The 13,737-nt window shown below is 46.8% G+C and carries 16 protein-coding genes; 11 read left to right on the top strand and 5 right to left on the bottom strand.

Annotated features, from left to right (window positions below):
- Positions 1-151 precede the first annotated feature (151 nt).
- The 3 genes from BLS69_RS04130 to BLS69_RS04140 all read left to right on the top strand — a co-directional run bounded on the left by BLS69_RS04130 (position 152) and on the right by BLS69_RS04140 (position 3,055).
- Complete coding sequence (locus tag BLS69_RS04130) at positions 152-1,189, top strand: NAD(P)/FAD-dependent oxidoreductase (RefSeq protein ID WP_017687612.1); 1,038 nt, start codon at positions 152-154, stop codon at positions 1,187-1,189.
- A 204-nt stretch (positions 1,190-1,393) separates the two neighbouring features.
- On the top strand, positions 1,394-2,044 hold the full coding sequence (locus BLS69_RS04135; protein WP_036672336.1) for a hypothetical protein: 651 nt from the start codon (positions 1,394-1,396) through the stop codon (positions 2,042-2,044).
- Between the two features lie 534 nt (positions 2,045-2,578).
- Positions 2,579-3,055 (top strand): hypothetical protein, encoded by a 477-nt coding sequence (locus tag BLS69_RS04140; protein WP_017687614.1) that lies wholly within the window; start codon positions 2,579-2,581, stop codon positions 3,053-3,055.
- 117 nt (positions 3,056-3,172) lie between these two features.
- Here the strand turns inward: BLS69_RS04140 and BLS69_RS04145 are convergent, their stop codons facing one another.
- A complete protein-coding gene (locus BLS69_RS04145; RefSeq protein ID WP_062835251.1) occupies positions 3,173-3,772 on the bottom strand; it encodes a thymidine kinase in 600 nt (199 codons plus the stop codon).
- Positions 3,773-3,948: 176 nt separating this feature from the next.
- Between BLS69_RS04145 and BLS69_RS04150 the strand changes: the two genes are divergently transcribed.
- Positions 3,949-4,161, top strand: coding sequence for a hypothetical protein (locus BLS69_RS04150; protein ID WP_091028840.1), 213 nt, complete (start codon positions 3,949-3,951; stop codon positions 4,159-4,161).
- Positions 4,162-4,169: 8 nt separating this feature from the next.
- On the opposite strand, the gene BLS69_RS04155 is transcribed toward BLS69_RS04150, so the two are convergent.
- Both BLS69_RS04155 and BLS69_RS04160 read right to left on the bottom strand, forming a co-directional pair.
- Positions 4,170-4,517, bottom strand: a complete 348-nt coding sequence (locus BLS69_RS04155) for a potassium channel family protein (RefSeq protein ID WP_091028843.1) — start codon at positions 4,515-4,517, stop codon at positions 4,170-4,172.
- A 63-nt stretch (positions 4,518-4,580) separates the two neighbouring features.
- Positions 4,581-4,898, bottom strand: a complete 318-nt coding sequence (locus tag BLS69_RS04160; protein WP_017687618.1) for a DUF2627 domain-containing protein — start codon at positions 4,896-4,898, stop codon at positions 4,581-4,583.
- 224 nt (positions 4,899-5,122) lie between these two features.
- Here BLS69_RS04160 and lpdA point away from each other — a divergent pair, with 224 nt between their 5' ends.
- The 5 genes from lpdA (at position 5,123) to lipB (ending at position 11,016) form a co-directional block, all read left to right on the top strand.
- Complete coding sequence (lpdA, locus tag BLS69_RS04165) at positions 5,123-6,547, top strand: dihydrolipoyl dehydrogenase (RefSeq protein WP_091028844.1); 1,425 nt, start codon at positions 5,123-5,125, stop codon at positions 6,545-6,547.
- A gap of 139 nt (positions 6,548-6,686) precedes the next feature.
- Entirely contained in the window at positions 6,687-7,715 is a 1,029-nt protein-coding gene (locus BLS69_RS04170; RefSeq protein WP_036607878.1) for a thiamine pyrophosphate-dependent dehydrogenase E1 component subunit alpha, read from the top strand.
- Positions 7,716-7,717: 2 nt separating this feature from the next.
- Positions 7,718-8,704, top strand: coding sequence for an alpha-ketoacid dehydrogenase subunit beta (locus BLS69_RS04175; protein ID WP_017687621.1), 987 nt, complete (start codon positions 7,718-7,720; stop codon positions 8,702-8,704).
- A gap of 47 nt (positions 8,705-8,751) precedes the next feature.
- Positions 8,752-10,197, top strand: coding sequence for a dihydrolipoamide acetyltransferase family protein (locus tag BLS69_RS04180; protein WP_091028848.1), 1,446 nt, complete (start codon positions 8,752-8,754; stop codon positions 10,195-10,197).
- Positions 10,198-10,308: 111 nt separating this feature from the next.
- The gene (gene lipB, locus BLS69_RS04185) at positions 10,309-11,016 is read left to right on the top strand and encodes a lipoyl(octanoyl) transferase LipB (protein WP_074095681.1); all 708 of its coding nucleotides are present in this window, start codon (positions 10,309-10,311) and stop codon (positions 11,014-11,016) included.
- Positions 11,017-11,042: 26 nt separating this feature from the next.
- Here the strand turns inward: lipB and prli42 are convergent, their stop codons facing one another.
- Positions 11,043-11,144, bottom strand: a complete 102-nt coding sequence (prli42, locus tag BLS69_RS04190) for a stressosome-associated protein Prli42 (protein WP_017687624.1) — start codon at positions 11,142-11,144, stop codon at positions 11,043-11,045.
- Between the two features lie 267 nt (positions 11,145-11,411).
- Here prli42 and BLS69_RS04195 point away from each other — a divergent pair, with 267 nt between their 5' ends.
- The gene (locus BLS69_RS04195; RefSeq protein ID WP_091028851.1) at positions 11,412-12,545 is read left to right on the top strand and encodes a M20/M25/M40 family metallo-hydrolase; all 1,134 of its coding nucleotides are present in this window, start codon (positions 11,412-11,414) and stop codon (positions 12,543-12,545) included.
- 151 nt (positions 12,546-12,696) lie between these two features.
- On the opposite strand, the gene BLS69_RS04200 is transcribed toward BLS69_RS04195, so the two are convergent.
- Positions 12,697-12,831, bottom strand: coding sequence for a Z-ring formation inhibitor MciZ (locus BLS69_RS04200; RefSeq protein WP_091028853.1), 135 nt, complete (start codon positions 12,829-12,831; stop codon positions 12,697-12,699).
- Between the two features lie 310 nt (positions 12,832-13,141).
- Between BLS69_RS04200 and BLS69_RS04205 the strand changes: the two genes are divergently transcribed.
- Positions 13,142-13,735: an NUDIX domain-containing protein gene (locus BLS69_RS04205; RefSeq protein WP_091028855.1), complete on the top strand. Its 594-nt coding sequence runs from the start codon at positions 13,142-13,144 to the stop codon at positions 13,733-13,735.
- The last annotated feature ends 2 nt before the right edge of the window (positions 13,736-13,737 follow it).

Consider the following 13,737-nt stretch of genomic DNA (forward strand, 5'->3'; position numbering starts at 1 on the left):
AGATGTGTTCGTAGAATTTTTGTACAAGAAATGTTTGTTTTTTAGCCATTGTATTTTGATAAGATTACCATTACACTAGGATTTGAGTGATAATGAGAATCGATATCAAATACTCGATGTTCTGGATCGAATTAACGGAGGTATTTTTAATATGAATCAGCAGTTGGAACTTTATGATGTAACCATTATCGGCGGTGGCCCTGCGGGTATGTACTCTGCCTTTTATAGCGGCATGCGAGATATGAAGACCAAGTTGATTGAGGCACGTGACAGATTGGGAGGTCGCATGCTCTTTTATCCGGAGAAAATGATCTGGGATGTCGGGGGTGTGACGCCAATTCTGTGTGAAGATCTGATCAAACAATTGGAAGAACAGGCAAGAACTTTTGAGCCTACCCTCGTATTTGAACAACAGATCGAAGGATTCGAGCGTCAACCTGATGGCACAATTCTGTTAACTTCTGCAACAGGTGAGCAACACTGGACACGTACCGTCATTATGGCAATCGGATATGGTATATATAAAATGGCCAAGCTGGAGCTTGAAGGTGCAGACCGTTACGAGGTTAGCAATCTGCACTATACCGTGCAGGAACTAGAACCATTCCGCGGTAAACGCGTGCTGATCTCGGGTGGAGGCGACTCTGCTGTGGACTGGGCGAATGAATTGGAAGCTCTGGCAGAGCAAGTTACGGTTGTGCATCGTCGTGACCGCTTTGGCGGGTTGGAGCGTAATGTACTGCGTATGAGAGAATCCTCTGTAGATGTTCGTACACCTTACGCGGTAGAGACACTGCATAGTATGAGTGGTGATGTGATTGAACAGGTGACCATCTCACACGTGGACACAGGTGAAACTGAACTGCTTGAAGTCGATGCTGTCATTGTAAACCACGGCATGAAGAGTGACTTTGGTCCAATCCGGGATTGGGGACTTGATCTTGGCGAATGGCATGTCACTACAACGGAGAGATTACAGACCAATATTCCTGGTGTTTTTGCCGCGGGTGACTTTGTAGATTATGGTAGCAAACTGTATCTGATTGCGGGTACTTTTACTGATGCAGCCCTAGCGGTAAACAGTGCAAAGCTTTACATGGACCCTGAAGCGGAAAAAGTGGCTTATGTTTCTTCCCATAACAGTCGCTTTAAGGAGAAAAATAAAGCTCTTGGTGTTGTAGAAGAATAAAGGTCTGCGATCGGTTATATTAAGATGACTTCGGGTTCATTCCGAAGTCATCTTTTTTGCATAAAATGGGTAATAAGAAGGCATAATTTTACGAGAAGCAAAGGCTGCCGAATTGTATATACACTACCAAATGTCTATAATAAGCCTGAGAAACATTAGAATGACATCAAGACACAATAATTAGATCAGAGTGGAGTGCAGCGTATGAAAAAGGGATCACAGCCACAACGAGGTTTCACCTTCATCCAGCGGTGGTTCAAACGATCTGATAAAAAAAAGATCAAATGGTCTGAAATGTATCTCGCACTGGCTGGCGCGCTTCATCGCTTGTTGGTTGAAGGGCGGCGTGAACGTTCAGCAGCCAAACGGCTGCATCAGGACTTGCCTATTAACGTGTTGGGTGAGATGAAGCTAGAGCCAGGGGATATTGTGTACACGCCAAGCTCGGAATCGACGTATTACGCCGGGCATATGGGCATTATTGGTCTCGACGGCAAGGTGTATCATGTGCACCCTTATGGGCCTGTATTTGCTGATTCATTAGAGTGGTATCTTACGCGGTTTTATGAAGGAGATCGTTTCATTGTATTCCGTTCCAGACTGAATGAGGCAGGCATGAAAGCAGCCGGGTGGGTACATGACCATTACAAGCAGGTAAAATTCTACCGTTTGCAGACCAATCTGCGCAGTATTGAGCGCAATTACTGCTCCAAGTTTATATATCAGGCCTATCAGTTCACATCGGGACTGGACCTGTGGAGCCGCAAATTTACCCGAATGAATCAGGGTTATATCTATCCATTTCGAATTGAGCGCTCTTCAGAGCTGGACGTTCTGGGAACTTTTTATAAATAAGGATGGAACCGACTAAAATACTGTTCTTCCGAAAATAAGGAGAGCAGGTTCTGTCGGTTTTTTTTGTATGTGTAGAGATTAAAAACAGGAAAAACGTTCAAAACGTCGAATAGATTATGAGATAGGCATGCACAACTTGGAATCGTATACATAAAAAAAGACGAGATGATTTTTAGCCCAGAGTAAAAAAATGACTACGAAGTAGACGAACAAGAAAGAGTGAAGCGAGATGAAATGGCCGGGTTTCTTACAACGATTCCGACCGAACAAAAACGTGGTTAAGCTATCGGACTATATCCCAAAAAAGGAAAGGAGGCACTACTGTTCCATATGCAAGAAAAACGTTAAATCGGTCGTGCATTATGCGGCGCCACAGGGAAATGTTTCAGGTGTATGCAGTTCTTGTAAGTCTTTGGCGGATGAACGTGGAATGTTTCCCATTTAATAAGAAGAGATGCGCTCAGGAAATAAGAATTTTTTGATTTATGCGCGTTTTTGTAGTACATTAGCAAATGTATTCGAAGGAGGATTCTAATGTACTCAGGTAGACAAGACGATACTTTATACATCATGACCTACACCTTAAACAGCGGTATCAAGGGTACGGTTCCACTGTCTAATAAGCAGATTATTGAGTGGCTGGATTGCTACAGAAATGAGAAGCGCTTCGTGACCGAAATCGGCAAGGAGTTTTTTGGATTGAATGCAGGATTGGTAGCAGACTTCAAGGTTCAAAATCATTTATCGGATTATCAGCAGACCATTATGCCTACACAGCAGCAGGATAACCTGGAACGCTTGTCCAGTGCCTATAAATCAACCGAGTTATTAATGAAGATTGATTGTAAATGTGGCACGGCTTATGTGACGGAATCCCCATACAAGCGCACAAAATGGTACTGTACAAAGTGTAAAGAGATTGTATTTTTGGATGCCAAAAAAGGAATGGTGGAAACGTCGCGTGGTGACGCTTACTACATGACCAACAAATATTTTGTTTCCCGTGACTAGCGGGAAGTGACTCTGGAAGCATCGCTGCGAAGCGGTGCTTTTTTGTGCGAATGTTTGCTCTATAACAAAAAAAGCCCCAAGGGGCCTTTTTGGAAGATATCAAAAATCTTTTAGCAATTATGATGAGCATTCAACTTTGTGAGGAGGAATGAAGCAGCAACGACAGCGTGGCTCGTAAGCTTCTGAATCGCCAATCATGACAACCGGACCCAAGGTAACAGGCTCCCCATTGACAATACGTTGCGTAAAGGCTGCATCCGGGCTGCCACATACCGCACAGAAAGCCGAGAGTTTCTCAATGTCGTCTGCCATGGCAAGCAAACCGCCGACATATCCGAATTCCTTACCACGGTAATCCATATTAAGTCCGTCCACAATGACATGTTTGCCACAATACGCTAACTCCGAGACAAGTTCCATAATGGCACTGCTGAAAAATTGTACTTCATCAAATGCAACAACATCAGCATCTATGGTTTGGTTCAAGATCATTTCTACGGATTCCGGGGTTAATTGCCGGGGAATGGAATGGGCAGGGAGTCGATAACCAATTCGGCTTACGATCTCGTCCTGGGCAAACCGATCATCCTCGGCTGGTTTGTAGGCCACAACCTTTTTACGGCCAAATTGTATTAATTTCTGACAACGGCGAATGAGTTCACCGGATTTTTCACTGAACATGGGTCCAGTAATTACGGTAATACGTCCTGTTTGCACGGTGCTGCTACTCCTCTCACATACGGGATTCAACAAAAAAAGCGACCTTTACAGAGTACCACAAAATCTTTGGAAAGAGCCAGAACTAATCTGCGCAGCTTTGTGTTACTATATGGATTGTTAAGGTATTGGTTACGGCAGCTAATTAACAGGAGTTGTGAAAAGAGGTGTTTAGTATGAGTGAAGCATTAACATCACTGCAAGCGCAATATGAAAGCCTGAAAGAACAGGGATCTATAGATGAAGCGGCGCAGGCATTATTTGCAGAACTGTTCGCAGAAGCGGAGAGACTGCAGGCAAGTAACCTTACCTTGCGTAGAACGATTTTGAAGTCTTCTTCCAAAGAATCACGTATGTCTACCAAACTGCGGGATGCCCTATACGAATGACCCGGAGATTACTCCGGGTTCTCTTCTGTCTTTAATTTGCGAGGGAACAGAATACCTGCTGTAATTCTGGCAATCATGGCAAAGGTGAGACCAATGCCTGCAAACATGTAGATTACGGTAAAGGCTTTGCTGAATCCGGTGGATGGCACAAATTCAGGATGTCCCACTGTAGTCAGGGTAACTGCACAGAAGTATAACGCATCGATCCAGTGCAGACCTTCAACACGAGTGTAAAACAAAGTGCCTGACAGCAACGTTGCTGCTGTTAACGCGAACAGAGCCAGAAACTTGGGGTCTTTGAACGCATGGAAAATGCCTTTGAGCAATCGTTGTAACGTGATTAGAAATGATACCATGATGATCCATCCTGTCTATGTAAAGTAGGCGGTGTGTTGTATACACACAAAAAAAGCCCGGACTCATGGAGTCCTTCCGGGCGTCTCTGCTTTTTCGGGTACACTTTTGGACCGGAAACGGGGACCTACATAATTACGCTTGCGGTCACGGAACAAGATCCAGCCTCCCAGAAAACTCATACCTGCGGCAAAAAGGACAAGTCCACCGCCAAAGGAAAGCCACTGGAACCCTGGTGAAATCAGTTCGTTCCCGTGCTCGGCATAATATAGGAACAGGGCATCTTTCATCATCAGAAAACCCTTCATTGCCATTAAACCGGGGATGACCAGAACAACAATTGCCAAAAATCGCGCAAAGACCAATCTTGTATTCATGAGCATTATACCCTTTCTGCCAAAGTCGACATTAAATAAAGGTTACGCTTACAGATCATACCTGATTCCATCATAGCTTGGAATGCATGGGCTGTCCATGTGTGATTGCTTCAAACTTTGAGTTGACCGCTCAAGGAGAGTACAATGGCATATAGAGGGTATAAGCTAAACCATGATTTAAGCCATCATAAATTATATTGAAATTTGATTCATAGAGGAGAGCATGAGAGATGCCAATTACATGTGATGTTGCAATTCTTGGAGGAGGAACTGGTGGATATGTAGCTGCGATCCGGGCTGCACAGCTGGGAAAACAGGTCGTTATCATTGAGAAGGACAAGCTTGGCGGTACCTGTCTGCATCGTGGCTGTATTCCGAGTAAGGCTTTGCTGAAAAGTGCGGAAGTATACGCCGAGATCCAGGAGAGCGAGACGTATGGTATCGAGACAGCTGGAGCCACACTTGTATTTCCCAAAGTACAGGCGCGCAAGGATGCAATTGTCGAACAGCTCCATCAGGGCGTTCAATATTTGATGAAAAAAAATAAAATCCAGGTTGTACACGCGAAAGGTCGCGTCATCGGACCATCCATCTTCTCACCGCAGAGCGGAGCAGTCGCTGTGGAGTTTGAAGATGGCGAGATGGATACGGTAGTTCCAACCAATCTCATCATTGCGACTGGTTCGCGTCCACGTGTGTTGCCGGGCCTGGAACCGGACGGCAAGTTTATTATGAGCAGTGACGAAGCCCTGCGTATGGATGAACTTCCTGCATCACTCATCATTGTCGGTGGGGGTGTGATTGGACTGGAGTGGGCATCCATGCTGAATGACTTTGGCGTAGACATCACAGTAGTAGAAGCAGCTGCTCACGTGTTGCCTGCCGAGGATGAGGATGTTGCCAAAGAAATGCAGCGATTGCTAAGCAAACGAGGTGTTCGTTTCCTGACAGGTGCCACTGTTCTAACGGAAACATATAACACGGATCAAGAGGGCATCCAGATTGATGTGCAGCTTGGTGACGATAAGCAGGAAACGCTGAGAGCGGAGAAAATGCTCGTGTCGGTTGGACGTCAGGCTAATGTCGAAAATATCGGACTCGAAAATACAGATATCAAACTGGAGCGTGGATTCATCGCTGTGAACAAACAGTTACAAACCGGCGAAGGTCACATCTACGCCATTGGTGACTGCATCGGCGGTTTGCAGCTTGCACATGCCGCAAGTCATGAAGGCATTCTCGCTGTCGATCATCTGGCGGGCGAAACGGTACATGCCGTAGAATCCCATCGCATCCCGCGCTGTGTGTATACACGTCCGGAAGCAGCAAGCATCGGATTCACCGAGCGTGAAGCCAAAGAACGTGGTTATGACATTAAAACCGGCAAGTTCCCATTTTCGGCCATTGGCAAATCGCTTATTCACGGAAGTCGGGATGGATTCGTGAAGGTGATCGCAGATGCCAAGACGAATGATATATTGGGAGTACATATGATTGGCACCCATGTGACGGAATTGATCGCTGAGGCTTCTCTGGCTCAGATGCTGGATGCCACACCTTGGGAAGTTGGACAAACCATTCATCCGCACCCTTCTCTGTCGGAAATCATGGGTGAAGCCATGCTGGCGGTCGATGGAAAGGCCATTGGAATGTAAGCCAAACAGGCTTATGAGAAAGGTTCTTTCCTTTTTTGGGTAAAAGGGATTATAATAAGGTTAAGCCAAGTCTTAGTACCAGGTTATAAGATCGGGTAGTAAGAGTGGCACAGGCTCTGATTAAAAGGAGGTACCTCATATGAGTTCACAAGGTACTGCAGACGCGGTCCATCGGCATCAACAGCTGGGACTTAGCGATGGTGAAGTATTGGATATGTACAAATACATGCTGCTCGCACGCAAGTTTGACGAGCGTTGCTTGCTCTTGCAACGGGCTGGCAAAATTAACTTTCACGTATCCGGTGTAGGACAGGAAGCTGCGCAAGTAGGCGCTGCTTTTGGTCTGGATCGGGATCACGATTATTATTTACCTTATTACCGCGATTATGGCTTTGTACTGGCGGTAGGCATGACTCCGCGTGAGTTGATGCTGTCTGCTTTTGCAAAAGCGGAAGATCCGAATAGTGGCGGTCGGCAAATGCCGGGTCACTTCGGTCACAAAAAGCTGCGGATTGTGACGGGCTCCAGCCCGGTTACAACACAGGTTCCGCACGCTGTTGGGTTTGCGCTGGCTGCCAAAATGAAGAAGCAAGAATTTGTTTCTTTTGTTACGTTTGGTGAAGGATCAAGCAACCAGGGTGACTTCCACGAGGGAGCCAACTTTGCAGGTGTGCATAAATTGCCTGTCATTATTATGTGTGAGAACAATCAATATGCAATTTCGGTACCGATTCACAAACAGTTGAGCGGCAAAATATCCGATCGAGCACAAGGATACGGGTTCCCCGGACTACGTGTAGATGGTAACGATGCTTTAGAAGTATACGCTGCAGTGAAGGAAGCGCGTCGCCGTGCCATAGCCGGAGAAGGCCCGACACTGATTGAAGCGATGATGTATCGGTTGTCACCTCACTCCACCTCCGATAATGATCTGGCTTACCGGACCAAAGAGGAAGTTGAGGAGAACTGGAAGAAAGATGGCGTTCCTCGCATGAAGAACTACTTGATCGATTGCGGCATCTGGGACGAAGCCCGGGATGCGGATCTGGCTTCGCAGCTTGCGATGGAAATGAAAGAAGCAACTGAATATGCAGACAACGCGCCATATCCTAAACCTGAGGATACTCTGACGCACGTTTATGCGGACAGCGAAGAAGGGGGACGGTAAGTATGGCAGTGATGGAATATATTGATGCAATCCGTCTCGCGATGAAAGAAGAGATGGAACGGGATGAGAATGTTTTTATCCTTGGTGAAGACGTAGGTCTCAAAGGTGGTGTGTTTACCACAACTAAAGGGCTGCAAGATCAGTTTGGCGAAATGCGAGTGATGGACACACCTTTGTCTGAATCCGCTATTGCAGGTGTTGCCATTGGTGCAGCGATGTATGGCATGAAGCCGATTGCCGAAATGCAATATTCGGACTTCATGCTGCCGGCAACAAACCAGATCATTAGTGAAGCGGCGAAGATCCGCTATCGTTCCAATAATGACTGGAGCTGTCCGATTGTTATCCGTGCGCCGATTGGTGGCGGAATCTTCGGTGGTTTGTATCACTCCCAATGTCCGGAATCGATTTTCTTTGGTACACCTGGTCTGAAAATTATAGCACCCTACTCGGCATACGATGCCAAGGGACTGCTCAAGGCGGCTATTCGCGACCCGGACCCGGTACTCTTTTTTGAAAATAAAAAATGCTACAAGCTTATCAAGGAAGATGTGCCTGAAGATGATTACATCGTTCCGATTGGTAAAGCCAACGTACTTCGTGAGGGTGCGGATATTACGGTGATCGGTTACAGTCAGCCGTTGCATTTTGTAATGCAGGCTGCTGAGGAGCTGGAACGGGAAGAAGGCATTACAGCACACGTTCTGGATCTGCGCACATTGCAGCCGTTGGATCGTGAAGCCATTATCGCTTCCGCTCGTCTGACAGGCAAGGTGCTGATTGTACACGAAGATAACAAAACCGGTGGTGTAGGTGCCGAAGTTGCCGCTATTATTAGTGAGGAATGTCTATTTGAACTGGATGCACCGATTCAGCGTCTCTGCGGACCTGACGTGCCGGCCATGCCAATTAGCCCAACATTGGAGAAATTCTACATGCTGAGCAAGGACAAAGCCAAAGCAGCAATGCGTACACTTGCCGAGTTTTAATTTCGTTTTTTGGATCGTTTAAAAGTAAAGTTTGGAGTGATAATCAAATGGCTGAACGTATGAAATGGATCGAGGTCATTATGCCGCAATTGGCGGAATCGCTGGTCTCGGCTACCATAGGCAAATGGTTGAAAAAACCGGGCGACCGTGTGGAACAGTACGAGCCGATCTGTGAAGTAATCACTGATAAAGTTAATGCCGAGATTCCATCCACTGTGGATGGAATTATGGGTGATCTTTTGGTGGAAGAGGGCACAACGATTGCTGTTGGTGAAGCAATCTGCCGCATGCAGGTCGCAGCTTCTGACGAAGAAGTGGCCGAGCAAGTAACACAAGTATCGCAGCAACAGGAGCAAGTGCAGCAACATGTCAGCCACACTCCTGTTGCCGCCTCAAATACAGCAGCACATGACCCCAACCAGCCGATGCGCAATCGGTATTCCCCGGCAGTGCAATCCTTGGCAGCAGAGCATGGCTTGAACTTGCAAAGCATCCAAGGCACTGGAGCCGGTGGTCGTATTACCCGCAAAGATGTGCTGGCATTTGTTGCACAGGGAGGTAACGCGGCTGGAACGTCTGCACAAGCATCATCTGCAGCAGCACAGCATACACCTTCTGGTGTGCCGTCTGCTTCTCCATTCAGCGGAGTGAATCGTGGAAATGGAGAAATGGGTTTAACCGCTGGAGAAGCGATCTCAGCGTCCGATGCAGGTGTTCCTGTGAGACATTCAGGCATTCATCTAACCGAAAGCCCGAAAATTCCACAGATCGAAGTGGAAGGTGGCGGCCAGGGAAGATCGGAGTATTTCATCGATGTTACCCCTGTGCGTAATGCCATTGCCCGGAATATGCGTCAAAGCGTATCGGAAATCCCGCATGCATGGACAATGATCGAAGTGGACGTAACAAATCTTGTGATGCTGCGCAATAAACTTAAGGATGAGTTCAAGCGTAAGGAAGGCATCAATCTGACATATCTGTCCTTCATGATGAAGGGAGTCGTTAACGCGATTAAAGACTACCCAATCATGAACTCGGTATGGGCAGTGGACAAAATTATCGTCAAACGGGACATTAACCTGTCCATGGCGGTAGGAACCGAAGATTCCGTACTTACACCCGTAATCAAACATGCCGATCAGCGAAATATTGCAGGTCTGGCCCGTGAAGTGGATGAACTGGCTCGCAAAACACGTGAAGGTACGTTGAAGCTGGATCATATGCAAGGTGGTACGTTTACGGTAAACAACACAGGTTCATTTGGTTCGATCCTGTCCCAGCCAATCATTAACTACCCGCAGGCAGCGATTCTTACATTTGAGTCGATTGTCAAAAAGCCAGTGGTTATTAATGATATGATCGCTGTTCGTTCGATGGCTAACCTGTGTCTGTCGCTGGATCACCGAATCCTGGATGGCGTAATCAGCGGACGTTTCTTGCAACGTGTCAAAGAAAACCTTGAAGGATATACCATGGAGAGCAAGGTGTATTAAGTAAATAGTTGTCGGGGAAGTGTATGTGCCGCAGGCCGTGCACTTTTCCTGCTGTCTACGGACAGGTGCTCAATTGTACACTGAACCTGAAGCAGAAGGGTGTGGGGAATCATGAGCAAGCCGCTGGATGTTGCATACATACCAATGCTTGATTATGAAGAGGCTTGGAACCGCCAGAAAGCGATTGTGCAGCGATTGGACGAGGGCGAGGGAGCGGAGCAGATGCTGCTTTTACAACACCCGCCTACGTATACGATCGGATCACAAAATCATCCGGAGCATCTGCTTCTCAGTCCGGAAGAGTTGCGTGAGCAAGGGATTTCTTTGTTTCAAATTGACCGCGGCGGTGATATTACTTATCATGGCCCGGGCCAGTTGGTAGGTTACCCGTTATTGATTCTTGGTCGGGATGAAGACCTGGATCTGCACGGCTATTTACGGAAACTTGAGCAGGTACTTATGGATTATCTCGCAGACCAGGGCATCGAAGCCGGACGCAAAGAGGGTTACACGGGTGTGTGGATTGGCGATATGAAGATCGCTGCAATTGGCATCAAGTTTAATCGTTGCAAACACCGCCGCGGTTTTGTGACCAGTCACGGCTTTGCTTTTAATATCAGCTCAGGCATTCAACATGCAGGTTTTCAGGGGATTGTTCCTTGTGGGATTGAGCAGTATGGTGTTACCTCACTGGAGGATATAACAGGCAAGTCCTATGCGGTGGAGCAGGTAGCGCAGGAGATTGTTCCGTACTTTAATCGTATTTTTCCATATGAGATTAATTGGGTCACGGAAAAAGAAGCCCTTCAACGTCTGTAAACAGTTCGTCGAAAGGCTTTAGGTTGCTATCCGAACAGCAACGGTTCGAGAGCGATGAAAAGGGTGGACCCGATCATGGCGATCAGCATGAGATAGATGATGATTTTGAACCATTTCTTTTTTTGCATGATGAGAGAACTCCTTTCAACATAAAGTGTGTGTTCAAAAAGACTGGTTTTCAGTACCAAGAAGATGGAATGAAGCTAGAAATGGAGTAGCGGAGCGTAGGAAAACTACGTGAGCAACGGACATTTCGGCTGAATTCCATATTCGATGCTGATGATGCCGCCAGGCATCCTTCGTAATCAAAAGCGGACTTTTTGAACAACCTCATAAAAAGTAAACAAGCCATAGTAATTGTATTGTACCGTATCCACGAGAGGGAGGAAAGTCCTATGATTAAACAACAACGCGTTATCGATCAGTTTATGGAACTGGTGCAGATTGATAGTGAAACGAAAAATGAACAGAACATCTCGAAGGTGTTAAAAGAACAGTTTACAGAGCTTGGTCTTCATGTCTATGAGGACGACACGATGGAGCAAACCGGACATGGCGCCGGAAACCTCGTTATTACCTGGGAAGCCGAAGGAACAGATGGAGTTGCACCGATCTTTTTCACATGTCACATGGACACCGTAACGCCGGGACAGGGAATCAAGCCTGAACTGGGTGAAGATGGCTGGATTCGCAGTGATGGAACAACGATCCTGGGAGCAGATGATAAAGCAGGGATTGCGGCATTGTTCGAAGCGATTCGTGTGATCCAGGAAAACAAGATTCCTCATGGTAAAATTCAATTTGTCATTACAGTTGGCGAAGAGTCTGGCCTGGTGGGCGCACGTGCGATGAATCCGAAGGATATCGATGCCGAGTTCGGTTATGCGCTTGACTCTAATGGAGCTGTAGGCACGATCTGTGTAGCTGCACCAGCCAGAGCTGAAATTCAAATGAGCATCTATGGTAAGTCCGCACATGCGGGCGTGAACCCGGAAGACGGGATCAGCGCCATTCAGGTAGCAGCCAAAGCAATTGCAGCGATGACACTGGGCAGAATTGATGATGAAACGACAGCAAACATTGGCAAATTCCAGGGTGGATCACCACTCAACGTGGTATGTGACTTTGTACAGCTTGAAGCGGAAGCCCGCAGTATTGTGCAGGAGAAAGTTGAATTGCAGGTTGGACAGATGCGTGACGCGCTGGAAACGACATGTCGCAAATACGGTGCAACGGCTGAATTCAGAAGTGAGATCCTCTACCCTGCATTTGGCTTCCATGATGAACACGAAGTTGTACAGCTTGCACAGCGTGCCATCCGCAGTATTGGGCTGGAGACCAGTACGTTTGCTTCCGGTGGTGGCAGTGATGCCAATATCTTTAACGGATTCGACATTCCAACAGTGAACTTGGCGGTAGGGTATGAGGATATTCATACAACCAAAGAACGCATTCGTGCCGAAGACATTGTGAAGTTGTCTCAGGTAGTCGTAGCTATTATTCAGGAAACGGCAGCTGACAAGAAATAATATAGAGCGCATGTTACCTCACATGTTGTTAGACAAAAGTCCGAACCCGGTCTGTATCGGATTCGGACTTTTTGCGAATTCATGTTATATTTCAAGGGAGAAGACTCGTTAATTTAGGGTCAAAAGGAAGCAAAATCATGTTTCAATATGTTTATTTACGTCCAGCGAGCAGATCGACTAACTTGGCATCAGGGCCCCACTCGCGCAACCATTGCTTGAGTATGAGCTGCACTTGCCGGGCTTGTCCTACCACGTGTACGGATTGAGGCGTCATATAACTGTTCATTGAAAGTCCCCCTGATTCGTTTATATTTGCTGTGAGAATTCTATACGCTCACCATATGCCCAAAATCAGAGAATTATACATTCACCGAATATATAAATTGAGCTAATCCTTTACACAAGAACGGAGAGGACAGAAATAACCAAGAGAAGCGGAGCGTTCGCCTTTATAACCAAATTTTATCTATTAGAGAAAGAAATCAAAAAAATCTGGGGATAACAGCGATCGAAGGGTTGTTCTGTCATCGGAGTGGTTAGTGTAAATATTTTTAGTCCATTTATATATAATCCTACGATATGGAGTTGAAGAACAAATGAAACCAAACCAATCTGCCCAATCCATCCATGCAGCACAACCTGCCAATCCAAAGCTGGATGAAGTGACCGTATCCACCAAGCCAATCTTCGAGGGCAAAGTGATTTCACTTCAAGTCGATACCGTTAAATTGCCGAACGGCCAGACGGCTACACGTGAGATAATCCGGCACCCTGGCGCTGTAGCGGTACTAGCTCTAAACGGGGATCGCATGCTTGTTGTAGATCAGTATCGTCAGGCAATGGGGCGCACCGAAGTGGAGATTCCTGCGGGGAAACTGGACCCGGGTGAAGAACCAGAGGTTGCAGCAGCACGTGAATTGCGAGAAGAGACAGGATATGTGGCGAAGTCGCTGCGTCATTTGCGTTCGTTCTACACGTCACCGGGGTTCGTAGATGAGATCATTCATCTTTACATCGCTGAAGAGTTGGAAGCAGGGGACATGGCGCTGGACGAAGATGAATTCCTTGAAGTTGCCGAAATAACTCTGGAGGAAGCCTATGCGCTTATGGACGAGAACCGGATTAGCGATGCCAAAACGATGATGGCTGTGTACGCGTGGGACCTTTACAGAACGACAGGACGGTTCTAGGC

It is taken from the genome of Paenibacillus sp. CF095, assembly GCF_900101225.1.
Taxonomy (GTDB): Bacteria; Bacillota; Bacilli; order Paenibacillales; family Paenibacillaceae; genus Paenibacillus.